Annotated in this window: 25 protein-coding genes; 11 read left to right on the top strand and 14 right to left on the bottom strand. The window is 68.9% G+C overall.

Features of this window, described 5'->3' with window-relative positions; genetic code table 11:
• The 4 genes from NX1_RS36685 to NX1_RS31880 all read right to left on the bottom strand — a co-directional run.
• Positions 1-1,785, bottom strand: a 1,785-nt coding sequence (locus NX1_RS36685; protein WP_157120277.1) for a WXG100-like domain-containing protein, incomplete at its 3' end; no start/stop codon positions are given.
• 19 nt (positions 1,786-1,804) lie between these two features.
• Complete coding sequence (locus NX1_RS31870) at positions 1,805-2,320, bottom strand: YbaB/EbfC family nucleoid-associated protein (RefSeq protein WP_245668801.1); 516 nt, start codon at positions 2,318-2,320, stop codon at positions 1,805-1,807.
• A 60-nt stretch (positions 2,321-2,380) separates the two neighbouring features.
• A complete protein-coding gene (locus NX1_RS31875) occupies positions 2,381-2,701 on the bottom strand; it encodes a hypothetical protein (protein WP_068067814.1) in 321 nt (106 codons plus the stop codon).
• 491 nt (positions 2,702-3,192) lie between these two features.
• Positions 3,193-4,740, bottom strand: coding sequence for a bifunctional phosphatase PAP2/diacylglycerol kinase family protein (locus tag NX1_RS31880; RefSeq protein WP_245668803.1), 1,548 nt, complete (start codon positions 4,738-4,740; stop codon positions 3,193-3,195).
• Between the two features lie 349 nt (positions 4,741-5,089).
• Here NX1_RS31880 and NX1_RS31885 point away from each other — a divergent pair, with 349 nt between their 5' ends.
• The gene (locus NX1_RS31885) at positions 5,090-5,908 is read left to right on the top strand and encodes a patatin-like phospholipase family protein (protein WP_068067820.1); all 819 of its coding nucleotides are present in this window, start codon (positions 5,090-5,092) and stop codon (positions 5,906-5,908) included.
• Between the two features lie 261 nt (positions 5,909-6,169).
• Here NX1_RS31885 and NX1_RS36690 read toward each other — a convergent pair whose 3' ends face one another.
• Together NX1_RS36690 and NX1_RS31890 are read right to left on the bottom strand one after the other, a co-directional pair.
• Positions 6,170-6,331, bottom strand: coding sequence for a hypothetical protein (locus NX1_RS36690; RefSeq protein WP_157120279.1), 162 nt, complete (start codon positions 6,329-6,331; stop codon positions 6,170-6,172).
• A 181-nt stretch (positions 6,332-6,512) separates the two neighbouring features.
• On the bottom strand, positions 6,513-6,905 hold the full coding sequence (locus NX1_RS31890; RefSeq protein ID WP_068067822.1) for an Rv0313 family protein: 393 nt from the start codon (positions 6,903-6,905) through the stop codon (positions 6,513-6,515).
• 223 nt (positions 6,906-7,128) lie between these two features.
• On the opposite strand from NX1_RS31890, the gene NX1_RS31895 reads away from it, so the two are divergent.
• The gene (locus NX1_RS31895; protein ID WP_218024213.1) at positions 7,129-7,617 is read left to right on the top strand and encodes a MarR family winged helix-turn-helix transcriptional regulator; all 489 of its coding nucleotides are present in this window, start codon (positions 7,129-7,131) and stop codon (positions 7,615-7,617) included.
• Positions 7,618-7,651: 34 nt separating this feature from the next.
• On the opposite strand, the gene NX1_RS31900 is transcribed toward NX1_RS31895, so the two are convergent.
• Both NX1_RS31900 and NX1_RS31905 read right to left on the bottom strand, forming a co-directional pair.
• Positions 7,652-8,488 (bottom strand): GlcG/HbpS family heme-binding protein, encoded by an 837-nt coding sequence (locus NX1_RS31900; RefSeq protein WP_084501912.1) that lies wholly within the window; start codon positions 8,486-8,488, stop codon positions 7,652-7,654.
• 132 nt (positions 8,489-8,620) lie between these two features.
• Entirely contained in the window at positions 8,621-9,481 is an 861-nt protein-coding gene (locus tag NX1_RS31905; protein ID WP_068067830.1) for an NAD(P)H-binding protein, read from the bottom strand.
• A gap of 92 nt (positions 9,482-9,573) precedes the next feature.
• Between NX1_RS31905 and NX1_RS31910 the strand changes: the two genes are divergently transcribed.
• Entirely contained in the window at positions 9,574-10,011 is a 438-nt protein-coding gene (locus NX1_RS31910; RefSeq protein WP_068067833.1) for a MarR family winged helix-turn-helix transcriptional regulator, read from the top strand.
• Between the two features lie 313 nt (positions 10,012-10,324).
• Here NX1_RS31910 and NX1_RS31915 read toward each other — a convergent pair whose 3' ends face one another.
• The gene (locus NX1_RS31915) at positions 10,325-10,729 is read right to left on the bottom strand and encodes a cupredoxin domain-containing protein (protein WP_068067836.1); all 405 of its coding nucleotides are present in this window, start codon (positions 10,727-10,729) and stop codon (positions 10,325-10,327) included.
• The gene (locus NX1_RS31920; protein ID WP_068067896.1) at positions 10,726-11,403 is read right to left on the bottom strand and encodes a phosphodiesterase; all 678 of its coding nucleotides are present in this window, start codon (positions 11,401-11,403) and stop codon (positions 10,726-10,728) included. The genes NX1_RS31915 and NX1_RS31920 overlap by 4 nt, the downstream gene beginning before the upstream one ends.
• 144 nt (positions 11,404-11,547) lie before the next feature.
• Between NX1_RS31920 and NX1_RS31925 the strand changes: the two genes are divergently transcribed.
• Entirely contained in the window at positions 11,548-12,012 is a 465-nt protein-coding gene (locus tag NX1_RS31925) for a hypothetical protein (RefSeq protein ID WP_157120281.1), read from the top strand.
• Between the two features lie 13 nt (positions 12,013-12,025).
• Here NX1_RS31925 and NX1_RS31930 read toward each other — a convergent pair whose 3' ends face one another.
• Positions 12,026-13,912 (bottom strand): cutinase family protein, encoded by a 1,887-nt coding sequence (locus NX1_RS31930; protein WP_157120283.1) that lies wholly within the window; start codon positions 13,910-13,912, stop codon positions 12,026-12,028.
• A gap of 210 nt (positions 13,913-14,122) precedes the next feature.
• On the opposite strand from NX1_RS31930, the gene NX1_RS31935 reads away from it, so the two are divergent.
• The gene (locus tag NX1_RS31935; protein WP_068067846.1) at positions 14,123-14,683 is read left to right on the top strand and encodes an RskA family anti-sigma factor; all 561 of its coding nucleotides are present in this window, start codon (positions 14,123-14,125) and stop codon (positions 14,681-14,683) included.
• Between the two features lie 444 nt (positions 14,684-15,127).
• Here the strand turns inward: NX1_RS31935 and NX1_RS31940 are convergent, their stop codons facing one another.
• Complete coding sequence (locus tag NX1_RS31940) at positions 15,128-16,372, bottom strand: acetylxylan esterase family protein (RefSeq protein ID WP_157120285.1); 1,245 nt, start codon at positions 16,370-16,372, stop codon at positions 15,128-15,130.
• A gap of 309 nt (positions 16,373-16,681) precedes the next feature.
• On the opposite strand from NX1_RS31940, the gene NX1_RS37090 reads away from it, so the two are divergent.
• Positions 16,682-16,843: a hypothetical protein gene (locus tag NX1_RS37090; RefSeq protein ID WP_169812324.1), complete on the top strand. Its 162-nt coding sequence runs from the start codon at positions 16,682-16,684 to the stop codon at positions 16,841-16,843.
• Between the two features lie 41 nt (positions 16,844-16,884).
• Here NX1_RS37090 and NX1_RS31945 read toward each other — a convergent pair whose 3' ends face one another.
• Complete coding sequence (locus NX1_RS31945; RefSeq protein WP_068067853.1) at positions 16,885-17,604, bottom strand: hypothetical protein; 720 nt, start codon at positions 17,602-17,604, stop codon at positions 16,885-16,887.
• 920 nt (positions 17,605-18,524) lie between these two features.
• Positions 18,525-19,538, bottom strand: coding sequence for a polysaccharide deacetylase family protein (locus NX1_RS31955; protein ID WP_068067859.1), 1,014 nt, complete (start codon positions 19,536-19,538; stop codon positions 18,525-18,527).
• Positions 19,539-19,653: 115 nt separating this feature from the next.
• Between NX1_RS31955 and NX1_RS31960 the strand changes: the two genes are divergently transcribed.
• The 5 genes from NX1_RS31960 to NX1_RS31980 all read left to right on the top strand — a co-directional run bounded on the left by NX1_RS31960 (position 19,654) and on the right by NX1_RS31980 (position 25,735).
• The gene (locus NX1_RS31960) at positions 19,654-21,234 is read left to right on the top strand and encodes a putative glycoside hydrolase (protein ID WP_245668805.1); all 1,581 of its coding nucleotides are present in this window, start codon (positions 19,654-19,656) and stop codon (positions 21,232-21,234) included.
• Between the two features lie 325 nt (positions 21,235-21,559).
• On the top strand, positions 21,560-22,642 hold the full coding sequence (locus NX1_RS31965; RefSeq protein ID WP_068067862.1) for an ABC transporter substrate-binding protein: 1,083 nt from the start codon (positions 21,560-21,562) through the stop codon (positions 22,640-22,642).
• Positions 22,639-23,484: an ABC transporter ATP-binding protein gene (locus tag NX1_RS31970; RefSeq protein ID WP_068067865.1), complete on the top strand. Its 846-nt coding sequence runs from the start codon at positions 22,639-22,641 to the stop codon at positions 23,482-23,484. The genes NX1_RS31965 and NX1_RS31970 overlap by 4 nt, the downstream gene beginning before the upstream one ends.
• The gene (locus NX1_RS31975; protein WP_068067868.1) at positions 23,477-24,355 is read left to right on the top strand and encodes an ABC transporter permease; all 879 of its coding nucleotides are present in this window, start codon (positions 23,477-23,479) and stop codon (positions 24,353-24,355) included. Before NX1_RS31970 ends, NX1_RS31975 begins: the two co-directional genes overlap by 8 nt.
• 33 nt (positions 24,356-24,388) lie before the next feature.
• Positions 24,389-25,735: an LLM class flavin-dependent oxidoreductase gene (locus tag NX1_RS31980; protein WP_068067871.1), complete on the top strand. Its 1,347-nt coding sequence runs from the start codon at positions 24,389-24,391 to the stop codon at positions 25,733-25,735.
• The last annotated feature ends 102 nt before the right edge of the window (positions 25,736-25,837 follow it).

Consider the following 25,837-nt stretch of genomic DNA (forward strand, 5'->3'; position numbering starts at 1 on the left):
TGTCGGCGCGCCCGGCAGACTCGTCCCGACCGGTCCGGTGTTCGCGCCGGGCGGCTGCGCGGTGGGCGAGACACCGTCGGCAGCGGTGCCGTTCGACGCGGGACCGGATGCGCGCGGTCCCGAATCGGCGGCGCCGGTCGAGGAAGTCTCCGGCGCGGAGCTGGCGGTGGTTCCTTCCGGGCGGCCCGACGCCGAATGCGAGTCCGGTGCGGAAGAATCCGACGATGCAGGCGCTGAGCTGTCGGCATGCGCCGCGGAATCACCGGCCACTCGCGCGGGATCACCGCCCGCCTGCGCGGACTCACCGCCGACGTGGGCGGAGTCGGCGTTCGCCTGTGTCGAATCACCCATCTGCGCAGAGGAATTCGCGCCCGCGGAGGCGGCGCTTCCGTTCTGCGCGGCGGCCTCGCCGGAGGACGTATCCGCACCACCCTCGGCGGCTTCGGAATTCGAGTTGCCTTGAACGGCGGGCGAGGCGGGACTCTGCTGGTTCGCCGCCGAGTCGCCACCGGTCTCGCTCGATGCGGCCGCACCAGAGTCGGAAGTACCTGCGGTGCCCGCGAATTGGCCGGTGTCGGCCGTCGACGAAGGAACCGCGGAAGCGGAAGCGGTGCTCGGAGACCCGGCACCGTTGGCGTTCGCGCCCGTGCCGTTCACTCCCCCGGTGACGTTCGACGCGCCATTGCCGTTACCGGCTCCGTTGGTGCTCGAATCACCCGCGACATTGGGCGCGGGGACCGGCGCCGTGCCGTCGGAGCCGGGTCCGGGCATGGTGCCGACCCGGACGGGCTCCTGGTTGTAGTTCATCGGACCGTTGTGCTGGGTGTGGCCTCGCGCCCCGTGAACACCGCTCGGCAGAGCGCCGGAAACGCCCCCACCGACGAAGGAACGCGGATCCCAGTTCCCCGTCGCCCACGCGGCGACGAACGCGCCTGCCAGACCGGCTCCCGTACCGACGATCGCGCCACCGGTGAACCCACGCCAGCCGCGACTGGTCATCAAACCGGGCGCGATCCGGTTCATCGCCCGGTTCAATCCGAAACCCGCGCCGCCACCGCCGCCACCGGCGAGCGCGGAGACCCAGGCGTTCTCCCAGATCGCCGCCCCGTCCCAGCCCTGGCTGTTCAGACCCTCGGCGATGACGATGCCCTGCACCGCCACCTCTTGCGCGGTGCCCTGGAAGACCTCGACGATCGCTTCCTGGACGATCTCGTAGACGAGCTTCGACACCACCTGCTTCGCCGCATCCGACAGGAAGGTCCTGGCGAGCATGGCGACGATCCGGCCCTCCAGCCATCGGGCCATGAATTGAAAAGCGGCTCGCGTCGCCGCGATCGCCCCGGCCTGGACAGCCCCCGCCCCCGGGCCCGCGAAGACGGACATGGCGAACTCGGCCGCCAACCAAGCCAGCGAGAAGATCGCATTCAGATGATTCGCGTGAACCGCACCCGCGAAATCATCGACCGAAACCGCAAGGTCGTTGAACGAGTTGCCCATCAACTCGATCGAACCGTTCTGGGGCGTCCCGCCTTTGGGAGTGTCGTCGTGAATCACCGCGCGCAGCGACTCGGCGATCTTCTCCCCGCCGTCGCCTTGCGGATACGCGTTGACGACCGCCGCCGCGGCGACATCCGCCTCCGCTATCGCCTCGGAGAGGATCTCATCGGCGATCTCCCGCAGCACCTCGGAGATCTTGACCACGTCGTCGGGATCGATGCGCGTGATCTCCGAGCCCGCCACCCATTCGAGCCACGCCAGCTCCGGCGGAATCGCCCAATATCCCATCGACAGGCCAGTTCACACGTCACCAGGCTTGGCCGGTGACGCTCTCCCTGGAATTCCCACGACCGTCGTGGTGATAGCTCTCGACGTCGGTGAACGTCATCGTCTCTGCGTCGTCCGAGCGTTCCGGCGATCCGGGAGGCGCCATCGAAACGGGCGGCTCCACGGGGATCTCGGTCTCGAGGTTCGGCATTCCCTCTATCACGTCGGACAATTTCGGCAGCCGGAACCGCTCGTCGAGCAGCGGCGCGGTCAGCGTCTTGCTCTTGGCGAACACCTCTTCGGCCGCCTGCTGCGCCAACCGAGTGACGACCTTGGCGATCTGGTCGTAGCTCATTTCCTCGACGCGATCGGTGAACTTGGTCTCGATGACAACGCCGTTGGCGTTCACCGTCACCGACACCGCGCGGTCACGTGTGCTCGCCGTCGCGGTCAGCTTGATCCGCTCCTGCTGCACTTGGGCGATATTCCGCATACGGCTGCGGAAGTCCTCCATCAGCCCGGCGATCTCCCCCTCCATACGCCCAGACGTCGTCATTGCACCCACTCCGAAATCCATGGCGGCGCCATATCAGGCGCCGACCGGAACCGCCGCTGCTCAGACCTGCTCGATCATCTGCCGAGCGGCATCCTCGTTCCGCTCGGCGGCGACCGCCGCCTCGTACTGCCCCTTCGACAGGTTCGCCCAGGATTGCGCCATGGTGCTGGTTCCGTCCACCGCGCCCTGCAAGCGGTCCTTCAGGCCGGGACTGCCGTTGCCCTTGACGTACTGGCTGCCGAAGTTGTCGCTGCCGATCACGGCCAGCAACGTGTTCAGCTGATCCTGAACCCGACCGGAGATGCTCTCCAACCGAGCACGCACCTTGTCGGTCTCGTTCCCCGCGGATCTCAGCTTCTCGGAGTAACACTCAGTCGTCATCTCTACCCCCGGATGTGGGCCAACCGCTCGACACGGTTCGAACTCCTCCGACGATGGCAGTCCAGAGCAACTCGCCAGTAGCCTTTACATGAACTTAAGACAGCGTGGGAGTAACGCACAGATGTGTCGGCGCGCCGCGATCGATAGCCCTGCTCATCGCCTGATGACCTGGCACACAACCGGTTTGGCGCACACCCCGATCGACGCCGGATCACCGTTCACTGCCCGTTCACGAAGTCCGGGAACATCCCGGCAACCCGGGGACAAGCCAGCCGTGTACGCCTGCGCTCGGGGGCATTCACATCGGGTAGAGCTTGTGCTTGCGCGGATTCGGTTCGGCGACAACTTTTGTCGCGCGACAACCGCAGCGCGCGACGTAGTTCCAGCTGGGTTTGCGAGGGTTCGATAACGGCGATTCACGGCGTGGCCACAATCTCGTTGTGGTGGTCGATGATCGACACCGTCGCCGCGGCGATTGTCGCCGGTGCGAATCACACTCCCCAGCGGAACGGTCTGCGGTGGTGCGGGCGCGGGCGCTCCGCCCAGCGGGGGTTGTCCTCGTCGCGGCGGTAAGCCGCGACCTGACCGGCCACCGAGAAGCGCAGTCTGCGCGCCTCACCGAGCACTTCGCCGTCGGCCGCAACGGCTTCCGGGTCGCGCACCTGCACGATCAGCTCGGGCACCTGGAGTTCGTTGTAGACCTTGCTACGGCCGATGGCGGCCAGCAGCAGTGCCAGCACCGCCCTGGTACGGGAGAACCGCAGATCGGCGCGCAGCCAGCGCACGTCGAGCAGGCCGTCGTCGAGGCGGGAGCGGAACGCGGGCACCGCGCCGCGCGGATGGTAGGCGCCGTTGCCGATGAACAGAAACCATACGTCGTGCCAGGTCTCGTTCAACCGGATCCGGATCGGCTGCGCGCGGCGCAACACCACCACTAGGGCGGCGGCGAACGCGGGCCATTTGCCCCACCGCGATTGCCATTTCTCGCGCAGCCGCACCAGATCCGGGTATGCGCCGAGGCTGGCGGTGTTGATCAGGTAGTGGGTGCGCGCGCCGTCTTCGGTCTCGAGTTCCACGCTCGCGATGTCGACCGAGACCGCCTCGCCGGCACCGGTGGCGTCGATGACCTCGCGCAGGTCGTAGACCCCGAGGTCACGGGCGAAATGGTTCAGGGTGCCGGTGGGGACGACGACCAGCGGCAGGTCGTTCCGCAGCGCCACCGCCGCCGCCGCGGCGATCGTTCCGTCACCGCCCGCGGCGCCGACGGCCGCCGCCCGCTCGGTGCGCGCCGCCAATGCCTCCTCCAGCTGCTCGACGCAATCGCGGCCGGGCTCGGTGCGCAGCACGGTCGCCGCGGGCAGCGCGGCGGCGATGTCGTCGGTGGGGTCGTAGGCGGGGTCGCCCGAGACCGGATTCACCAGCACGACAAGCCCTTTGCCCTCGACGAGCATCGGCACCTCGCGCACCGCGGTGGCCGCGGCCTCGTCGGACTCGCGCACCGGCCACCAGCGACGCGACGCCATCGCCACCCCGGCGCCGACGGCCGCGCCGACGACCACATCCGACCCCCAGTGCACACCGGTGTGGATGCGGGAGTAGGCGACCGTGGCGGCCAGCGGCGCCACCACCACCGCGGTGCGCGGGCTCTCCAGCGCGACGGCCGTGGCGAACGCGACAGCGCTCGCGCTGTGCCCGGACGGGAACGAGGAGGAGGTCGGCACCCGGATCAGCCGCCGGGCAGGCGGCAGCAACTGGGCCGCGGGCCTGCGGCGGGCGATCAGTGACTTGAGTACGACATTGACGGTGAAGCTCGCCCCGGCCACCGACACCACGCCGCGCAGTGCGGCCCGGCGCGTCGCGCCTTCACGAGTGGCGAGCGCCGCCGCGACGACCGTCCACAGCACTCCACGATCAGCCGCCCTGGTCAACCGCACCATGCCCCGGTCCACCGCCGTCACCGGAATCCGCGCTACCGCACCGGTTACGGCGTGATCCACCCGCTGCACCCGGCGAAACGTCCGGCCCAACAACGCACTCACGCCGTCGAAAGTACATCGCCCGCAACCACACCGCGTGGGGCGCTCCATCGAGACGGCCGCTCGACGGGAAAAAGTGTCGCCGATCCCGCCGTCGCCGCACCGTCCATCGTGGACGGACTGATCGCCGACGGACGCCTCGACAACTATCACTTGCCGCGCGCCGCCCACGGCGAACTGCTCGCCCGCGTCGGCCGCTCAGGCGCGCAAGGCATTTCAGACGGCCGCCCGGCCGGCCGAAAATCAGCGCGAACGAACCCTCCTGCTACGGACGGCTTCCGCGCAGAATCGAGCGGCGATTCAGGAAAATCATCTCCGGTGCCGTGATCGTTCGACTGTGTACGGTGGCCGCATGGGAACCGGTGAGAGCAGGGCTGTCGTGCTGGGGCCGGGTGGTGTGGTCGGCACCGCTTGGCTGATCGGGTTGCTGCACGGCCTGCGCCGGGCAGGGGTCGATCTCGCCGAGGCCGACACGATCGTCGGCACCTCGGCCGGCGCCATCGCGGCGGTCGTGCTGACCTCCGGGCGGGATCTCGCCGAACTGGCCACCCGTGCGGCACCGCCGGAGTCCGGACAGTCCAGGGGCGATCGGGAGGCGGCAGGCCAGGCGATGGCGATGGCACGGGCCGCGGGCGATGAGCCGGAGGCAACGCGCCGGGACGAAGTGCGCAGGCAGATCGGCCGTCTCGCGATGTCCGCCGCTTCTGTTCCGGCATCCGTGCATGTCGAACGGATGCGTGCCCTTGTCGGTGCGGGTTCTTGGTCGCACGACGGGCTGCGCATTCCCGTCGTCGATGTCGAGACCGGTGCGGCGGCGGTCTTCACCTCGGCCGACGGGGTGGCGCCCTATCTGGCTGTCGCAGCGAGTTCTGCCGTACCCGGCCTTACCGCTCCTGTCGAGATCAATGGCAGGCACTACTTGGACGGGGGATTCCGGAACGGCATCAACGCCGACCTCGTCACCGGCGCCGACACTTTGGTAGTCATCGAGCCGCTCGGCCACGTTTTCCCCGGCGGCGTGGCGAATGCGCAGGCGCACATCGTGCCCGACGAGGCGAGCGGCGCGGCTTTGGGCACCGACTTCGCCGACCGAACCCGATGGGCGGCCTGTTTCGAGGCAGGCTCGGCCCAGGCCGCTCAGGTGGCCGCGGCGATCCTCGATGTCTGGTAGGCGCGGCGGGAAGCGCCACGTGGGTTGCCTGGCAAGCCGACGCCACCGGACATGAGCCGTACCGCGGATCGAAAGTCACGGCCGGGCCTCGCATCGCCTTGGTCGCCGCCGGTGCGATCGAACTGCTGCGGTCGGGGGCTCGATCTAGTTGTTCGTCCTGGCCGCGGTCGCCGAGATCTGCGGCGCGTGGTTGGGCGAGCGCCCCCTAACGCGCCTATGCCCGAACGCATTCGCGGCGTCGGTCGCGCGACACGATCATCGTCATCCTCCGCTCAGTCCCCATTCGTCGAGACCGGCGTAGACGCGCGCGACACGGAGCCTTGGCGCGCTGTAGCATTCGGCTTCTCCCGCATAGATCGCGATCAGCGAATCCGGCCGCCGTGTGAGCCGCTCGGACGAATCGATGACGGGCTCCAGATCCACGCGGCCGACGCTACACCGACTCGGCGATTGGCACGCACACGCACTCACGCCGCGTATCGAGCGTTCGGAGTGGTGACGACCGCCATCGGCGCGCAAAGCGGGACCCTCGCCATCGTCGCTACCTTACGGCGCGAAACGGCCGATTCGTCTCCACCGCTACTCGTGGAGCGAGTCAGCGCCGTCAGGGCACGTCCAACACACTTACCGGAACCCCGTAGGGCAGGAACCGCACCCGACGGCGAGCATCGGTGTTGTCGCGATGCGCGCGCAAGGCCTCGAGCTCGCTCGGGAAGACCTGGTCGACCGCGGCCTCGCCGTTGTCGTCGACGCTGTAGATCGCCCACACCCCGCTGCCGGTCTCACCGGCGGTCTCGCCCTCGGGTTGCGGTGGACGTGGCCGTTCCGGTTGGACGAACTGACCGAGAAACGACGCCAGTGAACCGACGCTCGCGTGATCTACGCGATCCAGGTACACCCCGGCTTTCCCGAGCAGGTCGCGCAGTTCGGCTCCCGCCCCACGCAGTGCGCGTTCGAAATCTTCCGGATCGATCCCGAATGGCCCGTTGGTCGGCATCGCATGTGCTCCTCTGACGAATTGGGCGCTACGTCCTCAGTGTCCTCGCGAAACCCCGACTTCGCCACGCCGCCCACCAGGCAGGGGATGTTCGCCGGGTCGCTCTCGCCGACCCGGCCTAATAAGGTAGTCATTCATTATGAATGACGTATATAATTCTGATCATCCTCAGATGGCATGTGATGAGAGGGGCCTGCTGTACGACCCTGGTGTCCGTCGATCAATGCAGGCACTCGCGACCGAAAGCGACGCCGGCCCGCTGGAAGCGGCCGCGGCCCTTCGATCGGCATGGCAGGCCGTCGACCGGCTGCGTTCCAGGGGCGCGGGCGGTCGCGGATTGAGCACGGGGGCCTTGGATGTACTGGGCCGCCTCGCGGTGTCCGCCGACGATCTGAGCATCGGGGATCTCGCACGCGCCTGCGGAGTCAGTTCGCGCAACGTCACCGGTTTGGTGGACACACTCGCAGGCAAGGGCTTGGCCGAACGCATCCCTGATCCACACGACCGCCGAGCGGTGCGCGTGGCGATCACCGAGGCCGGGCATGAATGGCTGGAGTCGTTCCGTCAGCCGACCGGGCGGGCGATGTCAGCCATCTTCGCCGGATTCACCCCCGACGAACTCGATCGACTGCGCCACCTCTGTCTACGAGTCGTCGACAACCAACGCCGAATCCAGCAGTACCTCGATGACACCGACCCATCTGCCCCTTAGACCACCCCGCACGAGAGACACGATGACCACCACCTCACCGACCCGCGAAGCCGTCCGGGCATATCATCGTGCCCGCTTCCGTGGCGATGTCCCAGCCGCCGCCGCGCAACTCGGCCAGAACTTCTTCTTCCGCAGCCCCTTCATCGAATCCCGCAGTCCGACAGGACATCTCGCCGGTATCGAACAGCTCATCCAGATCATCGACCACATCGAGATGATCAGCGAGCTGTACGACGACACCGACGCGGTACTCATCTACGACCTCCACACGAACTCGCCCGCCGGAATTCAGCACACAGCCGAGCACTTTCGCGTCCACGACGGACGCATCGCGGCGATCAGGCTCATCTTCGACGCGGCACCCTGGCAGGCCATCATGGCCGCTCGACCCGCCGTCGCGGGCGCGGACTGACCTCATCCGGCACGGAGCGGTGACCGCCGACATGAGGAACACCCAGTCCGACAGGGCTGCCGTGGACGCGATCTTGTGGTCGACGAGCGGAATGGTCGCCTCGGACACTCCGAGTGCGCCGATCACGACATCGCCCGCGCGTATGAGCACACCTCCACCGTGCGGCACGAGCGGGTCGCCGGAGGACACGGCGCCGGGCAACAGATGGCCCGGCTCGTTGATCGGGGCCATTTGAACGGTGTCGAAGCCGAGCGCGATCGCGGCGGCGGCCTTGTGTTGGGCGGAGTCGATAGTGGGCAGCGGGGCGCCGGGCATGCGCGCGAAGACGATCAGCTTGCCGCCGGCGTCGACCACCGCGATCGTGACGGTTTCCCCGCGGTCGGCCGCAACCACGGAATCGGCGCGGTCGAGTGAGATTGTCATGATGTCCAGAATGGAGCGCAGGCAGTCGGACGACATGTTGGCGCACAGGCTATTCGCGCACGCCTGCGGAAAGTCGAGAGCCGATGGCGGCTTGGGACTCGAGGTCGCGGGCGGCAGGGACGCGGTGCTGTCGAAGGGCAGGGCGTGACGTGATCCGAAGAGCGGTCATCACGCGGGAACGGGGCGGAACGTCTCGATGTTGCGTGCGCACCAGTCTGCGAAGGTGTGGGGACGACGGCCGAGTATGCGGGCGACGGTGTCGGTGCGGAACCCGGTGGTGTCCTGGCGCATCAACGTGAACCCTTCGAGGATCGCGTCGGCCAGGGCCGGGGGCGCGCCATTCGGATATCGGGACGCGACGGCTTGTTCGGGTGTCGCGGCTTCGCGGACGTCGATGCCGCGGCCGATCGCGGCCGCGATGACCGCGACCTGTTCGGCGATCGTGAGCGTCTCATCGCCGGTGAGGTAGTACTCCGCACCCTGGTGGCCGTCCTCGGTGAGAACGACGGCGGCGACAGCGGCGATGTCCGCCGGATCCACCGGCGCGTAGCGACCGGGCCCGGTGGGATCGTCGACGATGCCGCCTGCACGGATGATCGGCGCCCATTCCATGGCGTTGGTCATCAAGCCGCCGGGCCGCAGGATCGTGTACGAGATGCCCGAGTCGCGGACGATGGTCTCCCGTTCGTGGTGCCAGCGCCCCATCGCGGGCACCGGATCGCCCATCACGTTGCAGGACGACAGCAACACGATCCGTCCGACCCCGGCCACCCGTGCCGCCGCGACCATGTCGCGGGCGTGGTCGATGCCGACTCCTGGAACGAGCAGGAACAGGCGGTCGACGCCGTCGAGCGCGGCCGGGTACGTGCCGGCATCGTCCAGGTCGCCGACCACGCGCCGGGCGCGCCCAGGCAGGCCGTCCGCTCGCCGCGGATCACGGACGAAGATGCGGAAATCGACTTCCCTGGTGGCGAGTTCGCGGACGAGTTCGCGACCGATATTTCCGGTCGCTCCGGTGACAAGTATCATCGACCCTCCAGTCGTTAGCCGTCTAAGAAAAACGATAGACGGCTAATGATTCTGAGGCAATGCCGCAATGAGGCCGCAGCACAGGAGGTTCGATGTCCGAGTTCCTCGCTCTGCACAGCAGCACTTCGAAGCTGTTGCGGGCGCTCGTGGAGCGCAGCGTGCGCCCGCACGGGCTGTATCCGGGACAGGACCTGGTGCTCGGCGTGCTGTGGGACGACGACGGCCGCACACCCGGCGAGGTCGCCGCCGCGTTGCACGTCACCACTCCGACGATCGTCAAGATGGCCGACCGCATGACCGAGAGCGGGCTGCTGGTACGCCGCCGCGACACGGAGGACCGCAGGCTGGTCCGGTTGTGGCTCACCGATAAGGCTCGGAGCCTACGAGAAAGCATCGAGGACAGCCGTGAATCTCTGGAGAGCCTGGTAACCGCGGATCTCACCGAGTCCGAGCGTCGATGCTTGCTCACCGCACTCGGCAAGGTCAACCGTTCGGCGGCTCAGCTGCTGGAAGACCCGCGAAAACCCTGACACTTCGCGGTCCCGACACGCCTCGTAGGCATCCCCGGCACCGTCGACCGCGGCCTGCCATTCCCGCCCATCGAGGCCATCGCGAACACGTGCACCGCGGCGTTCGCCGATCGGCTCACTCAGCTCGGCATCTCCGCCGCGCACGTGGAAGCCCAACCGGCTCGCACACCTGGGGACTGTTCGAAAAGGGCCTGCACGAATCGTGGGCGCATCTGGCCCGCGATCGGCGCCTGAACGAATCGCGGAAGCGACCGGATCGTCTCGACCACCAGTTGCGTACGCGGGCAATGTCTTCGGCGGTCTTCGGGCTCGGCTATTGCCGTACGCTCAACCACCCGTCCATCAGCCCGTGGTACTTGCAATAGAACGGGTGGGAGCCGATCTCGCCGGGCGCGCGGAAGATGACGGTTTGGCCGGGGGCGATGTCGTGGTCGAACAGCCCGGGTCGTTTGCTGGTGATGCTGTGCATCACCAGATCGTTGTTCACCACCGTGATCTGCGCGTCGGGGGTGATCGGCGGCGTGCCCGGATACTGGAGGTTCTCGATCGTGATGGTGACGTTGGGGATCGGCGGCGGGCCGGGCGGTGCGGCGGCGGCGGATTCCTCCCCGGCGTCATTGCCGCACGCGGCTGCCAGCACGACCAGCGCCAGCACGGCGGCCACCCGCAACGGCGCGGCCGCCAGCAATCCGCGAGCGGCCGCGCCCGCCGCGTTCACGGCTGTTCGCCACGGCCGCTGCGGCTGCCGACGTAGGCGAGTTCGCGCACCCGTCCGATCACCTCGGGCACGATGCGTACCTCGTCGGGATGGTCGGTCATCGGGTCGAAGAAGTCGGTCCGGTAGTCGCCGGGGTCGGCCGGATGCAACACCACCTCGGCGAGCTTGCGCTCCGGCGAACCGATCGCGCTCGCCCAGAGCACAAAGGTGGCGGGCTCTTCGCGCAGGTGGTCGGCCAGCGCGTCGAGGGACGGCGTCTCCGGCTGGCGGTCGTCGGGTTCGGCGAAGATCCAGGTCGGCGCGGAGTCGCCGAGGCGATACGGCATGAGGCAGCCGTACCTGGCCGTGCGCCAGCTGCGCGCGGGGGTGAAGACGAAGCGGCCGAGCGAACCGCGGCCGGTGGTCGCCAGCGCGAAGTCCCACGGATGCTCGTCGCGGTCGAGCACACGCAGCGCGAGACCGAGCACGTCGGGAAGCCCGGCCGGCGTGCCGATGCCCTTGGACAACCTCGCCAGCGCGGCGCGCTCCCCCGTCCCGAACAGCCACTCGTACTCGGGTTCGGCGTGCAATCGCCCGGACAGCCGCAACCCGTTCGGATGGAAGACCCGAGCGTGGCGCAACTTCGCCACCCCGGAGAAAACACCGCGTACGGCATCCGCTGCGAGATCGGTCATCACGGCTCCTTCGATCGGGACGGTCGACACTCACCGACTGCCCCGCCGCGCGGACAATAAACGGGCCGGACCCGCCGATGACGCGGAGCTCCGTGGGGTGGCGCGACATGTGGCAGATGCTTTCGTGTGGGTACTCCCTCATCGATGACAAGCACATTCCAGCTTCACGAGGCGGTGAACACGATGACATCGACGCAGGCGCTTCGACCGACGACAGAGACGGTCAGCGTGCGGGTACCCGCGCGGCGCATCGGAGTGACGATGCTGCGCACGACCGTGGAATCGACCGCTCTGGTCGCCGACGCCGCCGACGACGACGCGGCCGAGCTCGGGCTGATCGTCGAGGAGGTGGCCCGCGGACTCGTCGACGCCGCGACCGAGGACTCGACCCTCGACTGCACCCTGTCGTGCACCGGTCACGCGGCGCGAGTGCGACTGACCGCGACCATCCGGTCCGATCTGCACAAGGATCGCCACGCGGTCGGCTGGCAGATCGTGGACGCGCTGACCAGAGACACCAGGGTGATCCGATCGAGCTTCGACCCCGCCAGGCACGGCTATCCCACCGAAGTCGATTTCGATTGGCAGCCAGGGGCTTCCGCCGCCTGAACGGGCCGGTCTCTCACTCGGTGTCGGCGCGATCGAGGAACCACTGCGCCAGCCAGTCGACGGCGGTGCGGCCGTCCGCGTCGATCACATAGTGTCCGTAGCTCTGGTGTGCGCCAGAGGTGACGAAGACCGTGGCGCTCAACGCTTCCGATATCAATCGGAGCAGGGCATCGGGTCCCTGCCCGCCGACCGCGCCGAGCACGTTGCGGGTGAGCCGGTTCAGTTCCGCGCCCGCGGCGCCGGTGAGGTCGTGCGCGGCCAGTGTCACGAAGCCGAACAACGTCGGGAGCACGAGGTTCAGCCGCGCCGCGATGTCCAGCGGCGCCGCGCCCGCGCCAATGGCTTGGACGACGCCCGACAGGTCGTCTTGCAGCCGACTCACCTGATCGACCAGCGCGGGCGTGTCGATCTCGGCGAGCGCGCGCACGAGTTGCGCCGCCACATGGACCGCGCCGCTGTCGTCCGGGATCAGGCCGAGCAGCCGCGATACCTCGCGCAGGTCGTCGCGCACCGTGCCGACCAGCGGGGCGAACGCCGAATTGAGCCGCGCGACAAGGTCGTACAGTTCGCGCACCACGGTCGTGAAGTCGACGCCTGCCCCGATCATGGCGGCGAGGCGTCCAAGCGCTTCGCCCATCGCCGGCAGCCGCGCGGCGAAATGGACGCTGTCGGAGGCGACCGCCGCGATCCGCCCGATCAGCACCGAGGGCCACCGTTCGGCGAGCACCCGCCAGGCCGCGCGCAGCGCCTCCTCGGATTCGGTGCGGACCAGCTCGAGCAGCGGCGCGGTCGCGTCCATGACCTGGGCCACGACAACTCTTGGCGCAAGAGTGGATTCGCGGTCCGGGTCCGCGATGGTGTCGAGCGCGTCCAGCGCCGCGGCGATGTCGGATCGCGCAACGCCGTCCAGCACCGCGGCGGCAAGGCGCTCCGGTGAACCGGCCGCGCCCGCGGCGAGATCGACTCGCGCCGTGGGATGTTCGCTCATCCAGCCGGCCAGCTCGCGCAGCGGGCGCAGCGTCGCGCTCAGCCCGCCCGCCGCGGCCGCGAGCCGGGCGGCGTTCGTCCCCGGTGCGCCGAGGCGATCGATCGCGGCGGGCAGCTCCGCCAGGCGCACATCGCCGAAATCGGAGGCGAGCAGGGTGTTCAGCGCGGCGGTCGCCGCGTCGTTCGCGGTCGCCGGGTCGGCGGCGCTCGGCTGGGCGAGCAGCCGCCCGAGGGACGCGAGCAGCGGATGGGTCGCCGCGTCGGTCGAGCAGTACCGGTCCTTGGTCGCGCAGATCTGGGCCGTCACGGCCGACACCGCGCAGAAACCACTCGGGCGCGGGCCCGCGATGCCCTGACCGGGGACGGGCGGGCCGACCAGGGTGGCTCCGCCGGTGCCCTGGCGCGGATCGGCGATGAGGCCGACCGCGAGCACCCGGTCCGCGGCGACCGGCGCGCCGGTGCAGCCGATCTCCGCGGCGAGGTCACCCATCGCATCGGCGCCCTGGCTGTAGCCGGCGAGAACGAATTTCGTTGCGGGGCAGTCCCGCCCGAAGTCGGTCACGGCGCGCGAGGCCGCCGCGACGCCGGTCGCCTTGCTGTCGCCGTAGGGCATTCGATCGAACGCCGCTGCCTCGTAGGCCGGGAACCGGAAGGCGAACGAGTCACCGAGACCGGCCGACAGCGCGGTCGCGAGCGGCGCCAGCATCCCCACCGGCGCGGTCTCGTCCGCCCAGGGGTTCGTCTCCCAGGTTCCGGGCAGGAAGACACCGGTGACCGCGGGGCAGCCGGGGTCCGCCGCGGCACGCCCGCCTGGCACGACGCTGGTGACCACCGCGATCACCGCCGCGACCAGCAGCAGCGACACCGCGCGCACCAGGTCCGAGGCCGCGGCGACACGTACGGATCGATTCACTCGAGCACCTCCTGCCGCTCCGGCCCCGGGCCGAGTCCCGAAAATCGCCAACCCATTTCATCAGCGAAGGACGTCACCCCGAGGTGAAATACGATAATTTCACACATTTCCGCGCCGCGACCCCATCCACGCGCCGGAGGACACCGAAGTCCTTTGCGTCCTGTCAGCGAGGGCCATGCTCGGCTCGCACCCCGGAAGCACCCAGCAGCGATGACCATGACGAACCCGCCGGAAAACTCCCAGGCGGACCTGCTCGAGCTGGCCTACCCGTACGCGATGGACGCCGTCACCGAGGCCGAGCGACGACTCATCGAACGGCGACGCGCGGCCGCCGACCGGGTGTGCGCCGCGGAGTTCGACGCGACGGTCGACACCGTGCGAGAGATATTGGCGGCCTTGAGCGTTCTCGACGAACTGGCCCCGCCCGCCGAACTGGAAGACCGGTTGATGCGGGCGCTCGACCAGACCATCGAAGCGGCCCCCGCTCACCGGACCCGCGGACGGTCGCGCTGGGATCGATTCGTCGCGGCGATGGCGCTGTTGATCGCCATCGGCGCCGGCGTCGTCGCCGTCACCCATCGCCGATCGCGCCTACCGGGCGTGACCGGCGCGGTGCCGTGGGAACCCGGCTCGGCAGCGGCCCGCCGCGCCGGACGAGCCGCTCGGCGGGCCGTCGCCGATTCGGGCTTCGAACGACCGATGCCGCCGCCACCGCCGTCGAGCCCGCCGGTGACTCAGCGCGGTCGGCGGCGACACCTGCCTCCGGCCTGACTCGCACCACATCCCCGCGCGAGTTCCCGCGATCGTGGTGGATCGGACGGTGTTCAGCGAGTCCGACTTGCCGCTGGCACCGGTCCAACGCGATGGTCACCGACCGGCACCGGGCAATCAATTCGGCTCGAAGCTGTCGAAAGCACCTTGCCGCGAGGGACATTCGCAGCCGAGAACGGAGAGCGCCCTCGGGCGATGATCAGCCCGCGGAACCCGTAGGCTGCGACCGCGGGTTGTTGTCGACCTCGGCGCTGCGGTGCTCGATCAGCAAATGACGGCGGACGCGACGCCGAGACCTGACGTCAACCTTTGACGCATCAGTGAATCACTCCTATCGAAGGCCCCGACCTGACGGCCAATATACCGACGATCACCGCGTGCGCACCGTGCCCGCTTTCACCAGCGACATTGCGCGGCAAGCGATTCGAGATGCCGCGCGAAACGTCACACGGCCGGAGCCAGCTCGCCGAACCAGGCGAGGATCTGGGGCATCGCGAGGCGAACGGTGGCCGAGTGGTCGACGGGTCCGAGATCGATCACGCTCGCCCGGTCGCCGCCCAGCGCCGCGAGGCACTGTTCGGCGTTCGCCGAGGGCACTGCGCGGTCGGCCGGGGAGACGTAGAGCCGCACCGGGGCGCGGGGCGTCCAGTCGCAGGCGCGGTCGCTGTCGGTCATCGCACGCAGCGCCGCGCCGGTCGGGTCGAGCGCGAGGGCCTGGAAGCGCGGGGTCAGCAGCTCGCCCGGGGTGGCGGGCAGTCCGGTGGAGACCGAGAGCACGTCGTGGCGACCGTCGAAAAGCTGTTCGACATGCTGCGCGTAGGGCTGTTGGAACGCCTCGCCCGGTTCGTCGTAGAGGTGGTAGATCCGGTTCATCGCGGTGAGCCAGTAGGCGATGTAGAGCACCGCGGCGCGCGGGGTGACCCGGCCGTCCAACGCGGCGGGCGTCTGCACCTCGCGGATGGCATATGGACCGCTCACGGCAGCGACACCCGCCAGCGTGTAACCGAGGCCCGGCGCGGCGGCCACTCGCTCGGCCAGCGCCATCGCGGCCTGGCCGCCCTGCGAGAACCCGGTGACCAGCAGCGTGTCGTCGAGTTCGCGCCCCTCCCGCTCGGCCACAGTCCGCGCGGCGCGCAGCAAATCGACGGACGCGCTGGCCTCCGTCGGCGCGTGTGCGTAGGGGTGCGAGCCGGGCCCCTCGCCGAGGCCGAGGTAGTCCGGGGCGACCGCGGCGTAACCAGCCGCCGCGAAGAGGGCGGTGCGGGCCCGGTCCGTCTCGGCGTCCGCGGAGGGCGCTTCGTCTTTGCGCACGATCGTCCCGTGCGCGTAGCTGACGACCGGGAGCCTGCGCGCCTCGGTACGCGGCAGGACCACGAGGCCGCTCGCGGTGGTGTCCGCACCGTCGGGAGCCGAGGTGCGATAGACGACCCGATAGGCGTCGATGCCGTTGCGGACCGGGGTCTGGATCGCCCACTGATTCAGATACGCGGCCGTCCGCTCGGTCGTCGCGCCCAGCACGGGCGTCACCGACACGACCTCGCCGGGCGACCCCGCGATGTCGCCGCCGCGCGCACCGCACGCCACGAATCCGGTCAGCAGCAGCACCAGCGCCGACACGAGCGCCACCGAGGACCGAAGCACCCGCCTCGACGGTGCGTTCCTCCGGTGGAAAGCCGCCTCCGTAGCCATCAGCCCACACTCCCACTACGAGCGGGCAACGCGCCACCGACCGGCGGAATCGGGCGTTCTACCTTTCTCGACGTTCGCAAACCAGGCGCCGTACGGGACCTGCCTCCGAAAAGTTTCGTTCCCCAAATGCTGACGTCCGCTAAAATTGTGGTTACCTGGAATAAGAAGTGGGTCGACATCCTGACCGCGTCATCTCGTTCGGGGCAGGAAGTCCAGAGGGGTTCTCCCGTCGGTCCGGTGCAATGGAGCACACCGCGATGTCTCGCGGCCCGATGTAGGCACCCGGCCCACTCTGCCGAGGAGGCAAGCATGGTCGACAACGCCGCAACCGAGCAGTCCGAACCCGATCCCGCCGTCGTGATCTGGCCCGAACCGAGTCGGCTCGAAGCCTGGTGGCAGCGCGTCATGTTCGGATCGAGCGCTCGGCCGGCCACTCCGCGCGAGTCGAGGTACGGCACCACACGGCAGTAGAGTTCCGCGCGTATTCGACCGCTCCGCGCTCGAAGCGTTGCTCAGCTCGGCTCCGAGACGTCGACGAGCGGTTCCTCGATGTGCGCCGCGTACGCGATCGACTCGTCGAGCACCATCCAGTTCGCCGGGGCGGGACCGAATGCGTTGCGCGCGTTGCAGATCACCGTCCCGGCCAGCACCCGGTTGCCGGTCGCGCCGATGATCGCACCGAGACCAGCCGGGATCACCCGTCCGAACACGAGAACGCTGCGTTTGGCGATGGCCTGGACGACGATCCGCTCGAGCACGCCCTCGTTCAGGCTCGACACCCCGGGAATTCGGCTCACGAGCTCGGCGGCCCAGTTCTTGGCGGCGTTCGCGGTGTTCTTGCCGACGAACTGGACGCCGCCCGGTCCGAACACGATGCCGGAAACCAGCGCGGTCTCCCGCGCGATCTCGTCGGGTTCGACACCGTGGATCGCCGCGACGGTGAGCGCGTAGAGCATCGACGCCTCGACGAAGAAGACGGTCTCGACACCCATCGCCGCCAGACCGGTGAACACGCCGATACCGGGCACCGCCGCGCAAACGCCCACGGTGGCGCCGCTCGCGGTCACCGCGAACAGATAGTGCCGCCGCACGCGTTCGAGCACCTGCTCGGGCGTCTCGTCCGGATACGCACCGCGCAGCCGGTCGCCATACCATTCGACCAGCGGCGTCTGCGCTCTGGCGCCCTTGCCGATCGCCGACAGCACGATCTTGTCCACGCGTTCCCGAATCATCGACCACGACCTTCCTGTGTCCACCCGCAGGCGAAGCGACGAAATACGACCAGTGAGAAATACCTCGAATCCGCGATTACTCACGGCGCAGTGTGCCTTGTCGTAACCGATCAATCCATCTCTTGCCGGTCGTGGCGTCGAACGCGTCGGCCTGTGGCACGACCGTGACCGCTTTGCACGCACCGCGCAACACAGCGTGACCTCGAAAGAATTACGGCCCGCAACGCCTCCCGTCTGCGGAATTTCTGTAACGACACGGAGTCTTTCACCTGAAACGGGCTGGTGCAGCAAATTATTGGCTTACGCTGGAACAGCCTTGGTAGCCCCGAGGTTGCAGGGTGGTCGCATTGCCCCCAAAGCGCCCACCATCGCCGAGCAGGTCAGCTGGGACTCGGGTCCCGGCTTCAGCCCGAATCCCATCTGGCCCGCCGGAATTCCGCTCTCGGTACGGTCGTCCCAAAGCGGAGGCCGGGGAACTCCCATCCGCCGGCGTCGCCTCGGCACGGCGGGACGACCGGATCACCGCACTCGTGCAGACCGGATCGCGCGGCCGGCGACCGGATCGGCCGATACTCCGATTCGACCTGGAGATCATCACTCCGCATCGGCCAGAGTTCTTCGCCGACCGGTGGCCGCACCGTTTCGGCGACGTGCCGCTGACGATGTCCTTCGAGGAAGACCACGAGGCGGCGGACCGCCCGTGGCCCGCTCCCGGAGCGGCTGCCTCCCGAGCTGTGGCGGCGGGTACACGAGACCTTCGGCCGCTTCGATTCCGACGACGCCCGGCGGGCGCTGGATGCACCGGTCGATCTGTTCGCCGATGTCGCGGTCCGGCTATGTTTCCCTGGCGCGGCGAACTCGTCGACGGCTACTCGCCGGGGGCCGGACACACCGCTGAGCTGCTCCGGTGTCTGTGCCGCTCAGTAAGCGCGCGCCCGATCCGCCCACGCCGCAGCGATTTCCGGCGCGAGGCCGCGCGGGAACGAAACACGGCTCGCGTCACCGTCGGACGTGTAGCGCAGGCTCGTGTTCTGGGCGAGGCGGTCCAGCCAGTGCGCCGAATCGAACGGAACCTCCCCGCGCCCAGACCTGATCCGCGGAACACCGGCCGGATCGATCGCACCGTAGGGCGAGGGCGCTGGTTCGGCGCCGACCAGCATGACGGCGGCGAAGGCATAGGGCGTGCCGTCCCATTCGCCCGCGGCGGCGAGCCGCCGGTCGGCGGGAAAGACGCCCAGCGGCAAGGCCATCGTGCGCACCGCAACACCCGGCGCGGCAGCGGCGACGGCGCGCAGGTTCTGCACCAGTTCGCGCTGCACACCGGCCGCGTCCAAGCGGGAAAGGTTGGCGTGCGACGCGGTGTGCGCGCCGAGGTCGTAGCCGTGTGCGGCGAGCCAGGCCAGTGCGCGGGGGTCGCCGCCGAACGCCTCGTTGTTCACGTAGAACGTGGCGGTGGGTGGGAAATCCGGGTGCGCGGAGCCGAATTCCTCGAGTATGCCGACGGCGCTGCCGGGCTCGGGACGGCCGTCGCCGGTCAGGGTGAGCTGGCTGACCGTCGAGTCGTCGAAGGTGAGCACCACCGGGTGCGTGCCCGCCGGGATGTCGATCGCGCCGGAGATGTAGTCCGCCGCCGTGACCGGGCGGTAACCCTCCCGGTGCAGCCGCTCGAGTTCCGCGCGGAATTCCTCGGGCGTCTGGTCGTATTCGCCCGCGGGGTGCGTCGTCACCTGGTGGTACATCAGCACCGGGACGAGACCGAGCTCGTTCGCGCCGACGGCGGCCGGGTCCACCGGCGCAGGCGCGGGCGCGGCCGACTCCGGGCTCGAAACAACGGCGGGGGTGACGGATTCGGTCGCCGCACCGCATCCGAGCAACAGCGCGGAAGCCAGTACCGACAGGGCGCATCGATACGCCAACGCGCCATAGCTCGCCATCGCCTCACCGTACGCGGGCAATATGCCGAATCAGCGAATTATGGGCGAAATGCCCGACATCGGGACGCGTCGCCGTGGATAGTAGGGGCACCCGAGTCGAAAGTTGGTGCGCGCGTTGCTCAGACGTGTTCCGGATACCCGCGCTCGGCGGCTCGCGACGATCGCGGTGGCCGTCGTCGGGTCGATGCTCGCCGTCGCGGTCCTGGTCGCGGCGTTCCGGCCCGCGGCGGAACGGTTCACCGTGACGGGGCTGCCCGCGGGCGTCGTCGGCGCCGCGGCCGCGCCGGAGCTGGCGCTGCGCGTCGACGTGGCGAGCCACGACCCGGACGCGGTCCGCCTCGAGCTCGACGGCGCCCCGGTCAACGGCGTGGTGGAGGGCGACGACGTCGTCTACCGCCCGGGTGTATTGCCCGACGGCGCACACCAATTCACCGCCGAGATCCCCGCGAGCGGCCCGCTCGCGTTCCTGCGCTCCGGACCACGCGCCAGCGAGTCGTTCACGGTGGACTCGACGCCGCCCACGGTACAGCTGGACCGGACCGCGCCCGTGCGTTCCTACCGTGAGCCGGTCACCCTGCGCGGCAAGGCGATCGGCGCGCAACAGGTCTCGGTGGGCGCCCTCTCGGCGGCGACCGGTGAGGACGGCGCCTTCGAGATCACCCTGCCGCGCGCGCCGAGCGGCGCCGAGCTCGTCGCGGTCGACGCGGCGGGCAATACGACGCGGACGCCCCTCTCGGCGGTCGTCGAGCTGCCGAGGATCAGGGCGGTGCACGTCACCGCGCACGCGTGGTCGCACGAAGGACTGCGCGAGGGCGTGCTCGATCTCGCTCGCGCCGGGCGCATCGATACCGTCCAGCTCGACATCAAGGACGAGGACGGTGTCGTCGGCTACGACTCCCAGGTGCCGCTGGCCAGGGAATCCGGCGCCGCCACCGCGATATACGACGCGCGCGCCGCACTGGGCAAGCTACACGAGATGGGCCTGCGGGTGATCGGCCGGATCGTGGCGTTCCGCGACCCGACACTGGCCGGATGGGCCTGGCACGCCGGACGGACCGACTGGGTCGTGCAGAACCCAGGGGGCCGGCCGTATGCCAGCAAGTACGGTGCGATCGCGTTCACCAACTTCGCGCATCCGGAGGTGCGCAAGTACAACATCGATCTCGCGACCGAAGCCGCGGCGCTCGGGTTCGACGAGATCATGTACGACTACATCCGGCGTCCGGACGGCAGCCTGTCGAGTATGGCGTTTCCCGGCGGTACGGCCGACCCGAGCGTCTCGATCGCGGAATTCCTGCGGGAGAGCCTGGATCCGGTGCACGACGCAGGCGCCTTCCAGAGCGCGGCGGTGTTCGGCATCGCCGCCACCCGGCCCGATCAAATCGCCCAGGACATTCCGATGATGGCCGCGCACCTGGACTACGTGGCGCCGATGGTCTATCCCTCGCATTGGAACCCCGGCGAATACGGCGTCGCGAACCCGAACGGCCAGCCCTACGACATCGTGCTGCGCTCGCTGCAGGATTTCCGCAGGATCACCGAAGGCACCGGCGCGAAGGTCGTGCCGTGGTTGCAGGACTTCAGTCTCGGCGTGAGCTACGGCCCCGCCGAGGTCGCGGCGCAGATCGACGCGACCGCGGCCGCCGGGATCGACAGCTTCGTGCTGTGGAGTCCCGTCGTGCGCTACCACCTCTGAGCGCGACCCAAGGATTAGGCGCGACCTGCGCGGAACCATTGTCGCGCCGAGCCAGTCCGGCGATAGTTCATGCACGTCCGATTCGCCGACACACGGGAGGTTCCCCATGGGTGAGGCCGACTCGTCGCGCGCAATGGCCACCTACCCGCCGCTGACGCGCCGCCGCACGGTGGACCTCATGCGCGTTCCGCACGGCGTCTGTCGCCGCTGAACCGTGGCGCTTCGCCGCGCCATCACCCTCGACAAGACAGCCCTCCCACGCTCCCCTGTCGTACCGGCATGCCCAAGTCCGGTCGGTGAGCGTACTCAGCGAAAGAACCGAAAGATGTTGTCCCTGAATCGACGACCGCGGGTGATTCGCGCGCTCGCCGCCGTCTTCGCGATCCCCACCGCCGTGGCGGTGCTGGCCGGGTGCGGCTCGTCCGAACCCGCCACCACCGCCGACGGCAAGACCGTGCTCCGCTACCAGGGGTCCACCGGCCAGGTCTCGGCCTTCGAATTGGCGGCCGATCTCGGCTACTTCTCGGATATCGAGCTGCACTGGGAAGGCGACACCACCAGCGGGCCCGCCAACATCCAGGCCGCGGCCACCAAGCAGATCGAATTCGGCAGCGCCTTCAACGGCGCCGTCGTGAAACTGGTGGCCGGCGGCGCGCCGGTCACCTCCGTACTGAGTTCCTATGGCGCCGACGAACTCTCCTACACCGGCTACTTCGTGCGCGACGATTCCGGCATCGCCTCGGCCCGGGATCTGATCGGCAAGAAGGTCGGTATCAACACCCTCGGCGCGCACCACGAATTCGTCACGCGCGAATGGCTGCACCGCGAGGGGCTGAGCGATCAGGAGATCAAGCAGGTCGAGCTGGTGGTGGTGCCACCGGTGAACACCGAGGAAGCGCTGCGCAACAAGCAGATCGACGTGGCCGCGCTCGGCGGCGTGTTCCGGGAGACCGCCGTCGAACGCGGCGGCATCCACCCGCTCTTCGCCGACAAGGCGATCTTCGGCGAGTTCGACTACGGCACCTACGTTTTCCGCAACGACTACATCCAGCAGCATCCGGCGGCGGTGCGCGACTTCGTGCAGGGCACGGCCCGCGCCACCCGCTGGCTCCAGGTGACACCGCGCGATCAGGTACTCGCCCGCTTCGAACAGATCATCGGCAAGCGCGGGCGCAACGAGAACACGGCACTGCTGAAGTACTGGCGCAGCCCCGGCATTCCGGTGCCCGGCGCGGTGATCGCGGAGAAGGAATTGCAGATCTGGATCGACTGGCTGGTCCGCAACGGCGACTTGGCCCAGGGCAAGCTCTCGGCGAAAGACCTGTTCACCAACAAGGACAATCCGTACGCCAACGGCACCTACGGACCGGCCACGGGCCCGACCGGAGAGGTGGTGGCGGCGAAATGACGAGCACCGCAATCAAACTCCGCCTCAGCGGGGTGAGCAAGCAGTTCGCTGTCCGCGGCTCGCACGAGCAGTTCACCGCGCTGGACGACATCTCGCTCGACCTGCGCGAGGGCGAGTTCCTCGTGCTCGTCGGCCCCAGCGGGTCGGGCAAGTCGACGCTGCTCGATCTGCTCGGCGGGCTGAGCAAGCCCACCGCCGGACAACTCCTGTTGGACGGCAAGCCGATCACCAAACCCGGCCTCGACCGCGGCATCGTGTTCCAGCAGTACGCGCTGCTTCCGTGGCGCACGGCGCGGGCGAACATCGAGTTCGGGCTCGAGGCGAAGGGACTGCGCCGCGCACAGCGCAGGGAGCTGGCCGACCACTACCTGGAACTGGTCGGACTGGCCGGGTTCGGCGACCGCTACCCACACGAGCTGTCCGGCGGCATGAAGCAGCGCGTCGCCATCGCGCGCAGCCTCGCCTTCGACCCCGAGGTGCTGCTGATGGACGAGCCGTTCGCCGCGCTGGACGCGCAGACCCGGGAATCGTTGCAGGACGAGCTGTTACGCATCTGGAAGGCGACCGGGAAGACGATCCTGTTCATCACCCACGGCATCGACGAGGCGGTCTACCTCGGGCAGCGGGTCGCGGTGCTGACCTCGCGGCCGGGGCGGGTCAAGTCGATCCTCGACATCGACATCGACCGCGAATCCGGCGCCGACATCCGCTCCGGCGAGCATTTCCGGGAATACCGGCACGCGATCTGGGAGCAGCTGCAGACCGAAGTGAGTCGCGCGCAGGGAATCGAACGCGCGGAGATCGGCTCCGCGGGCAACGACAGGAGGCACGCCCATGTCTAGCGCAGTGCAGGTCTTGGAGAAGGTCGCCGACCGGACCGAACCGAAGGCGGCCACGCCGGCGCGACCGGCGCGGGTGCGCACGGAGCAGGCTTCCCGTCTGCTCGCCGCCACGCTGCGGCTCGGCTGGCGGGTGCTGAAGCCGACGGTCGTCATCGCGCTGTTCCTCGCGCTGTGGGAGAGCGCGCCGCGGCTCGGGCTCGTCGACGAGGTGTTCCTGCCGCCCTTCTCGGTCGTGGTGCAGGCGTTCGCCGACCTGCTGGCCAGCGGCGAAATGTGGGAGCACGTCTCCACCAGCCTGACCCGCTCGCTCAGCGGTTTCACGCTGGCGCTGCTGGTCGCCATCCCGGTCGGCATCGGCATCGCCTGGTACCGGCAGGTGGCCGAGTTCCTGAACCCGATCCTGGAGCTGTTCCGAAATACCGCCGCGCTGGCGCTGCTTCCGGTCTTCGTCCTGATCCTCGGCATCGGCGAGACGTCGAAGGTCGCGCTGGTGCTCTACGCCAGCTTCTTCCCGATCCTGCTGAACACCATCACCGGTGTGCGCACGGTCGACCCGCTGCTGATCAAGTCGGCGGTCTCGCTGGGCTTCGGCCCGCTGCGACTGTTCCAGAAGGTGGTGCTGCCCGCCGCGGTGCCGTCCATCTTCACCGGTGTACGGATGGCGGCGGCGTCCTCGATCCTGGTGCTCATCGCCGCCGAAATGGTCGGCGCGCGCGCCGGACTCGGCTATCTCATCACCGCGGCGCAGCAGAACTTCCAGATCCCGAACATGTACGCGGGCATCCTCGCCATCTCGCTGCTCGGCCTGGCCTTCAACGGGATCCTCGTCGCACTCGAGCGCCGGTTCTCTCGCTGGCGCAACCACTCCTGATCGTGCTCTACCGAAAGAACGCAGAACCACACCATGTCCGAACCTCGTAAGACCTTCCACCTCAACGCCTTCCTGATGGGCGTCGGCCATCACGAGGCCGCGTGGCGGCACCCGCGCACCGAAGCGCGCCGGGTGCTCGACGTCGCGCACTTCCAGGAGCTCGGGCGCATCGCCGAGCGCGGGAAGCTCGACTCCGTCTTCTTCGCCGACGGACTCGCGGTCGGCCCGCAGATCAAGCGCAACACGCTGGCCGTCTTCGAGCCGGTGACCCTGCTTTCGGCGATCGCCACGGCGACCGAACGGATCGGGCTCATCGCGACCGCGTCGACGACCTACAACGAGCCGTTCAACCTGGCCCGCGTCTTCGCCTCGCTGGATCACCTCAGCGGCGGCCGCGCGGGCTGGAACATCGTCACCTCCGGCAACGAGCAGGAGGCGTTCAACTTCGGGTACGACGCCATCCCCGAGCACGCGCGCCGCTACGAACGTGCCCAGGAGTTCGTCGACGTCGCCGTTCAGCTGTGGGACAGCTGGGAATCGGGGGCGATCGTGCTCGACGAGGAGACCGGTGTGTTCGCCGACCCCGACCGCGTGCACACCATCGATTACGCGGGCGAGCGGTTCCGTGTCCGCGGCCCGCTCAACTCGCCGCGCAGCCCGCAGGGACGTCCGCTGCTGGTGCAGGCCGGTTCGTCGGAGAGCGGCAAGGAATTCGCCGCCCGGTACGCCGAGGCGGTGTTCACCGCGCAGCGCACGCTCGAGGAGGGACAGCGGTTCTATCGTGACCTGAAGTCCCGGCTGCCCAAGTACGGGCGCTCCGCCGACGAGCTGAAGGTGCTGCCAGGTCTGGTGCCGTTCATCGGCGACACCCCCGAGCAGGCGCGCGCACTCGAGCAGGAGTTCACCGATCTCATCTCCCCCGACTACGCGTTGCGCCAGCTGTCCAGCCTGCTCGGCGTCGACCTGACCGCGCACGCGCTGGACGCGCCGCTGCCTCCGCTGCCGGAGGAGAACGAGATCGAAGGCGGCAAGAGCCGATTCACGCTCGTCAAGGAACTCGCCGAACACGAGCGGCTGACGGTGCGACAGCTCATCGGAAAACTCGGCGGCGGGCGCGGGCACCGCACGTTCGCCGGTACACCGGAGCAGATCGCCGACGAGCTACAAACCTGGTTCGAGAACGGCGCCGCCGACGGGTTCAACATCATGCCCCCGTACCTGCCCGGCGGACTCACCGACTTCGTCGACCGGGTGGTGCCGATCCTGCGGGAGCGCGGGCTGTTCCGCACCGAATACACGGCCACCACGCTGCGCGGGCACTACGGACTGGAGCCCGTGGAAAGCCAATTCGCACAGGCCGACGCGCGCGCGACCGCCTGAGATCGCATCGGATCCCAATGCCATGCCGCTGATCCGACGACTCGAGGTCGACTACATGCGGATGGGCAGCAGCAATTGTCGCCGCGACCGCCGCCCACCGCC

The organism is Nocardia xishanensis NBRC 101358 (assembly GCF_001613365.1).
GTDB lineage: Bacteria > Actinomycetota > Actinomycetes > Mycobacteriales > Mycobacteriaceae > Nocardia > Nocardia xishanensis.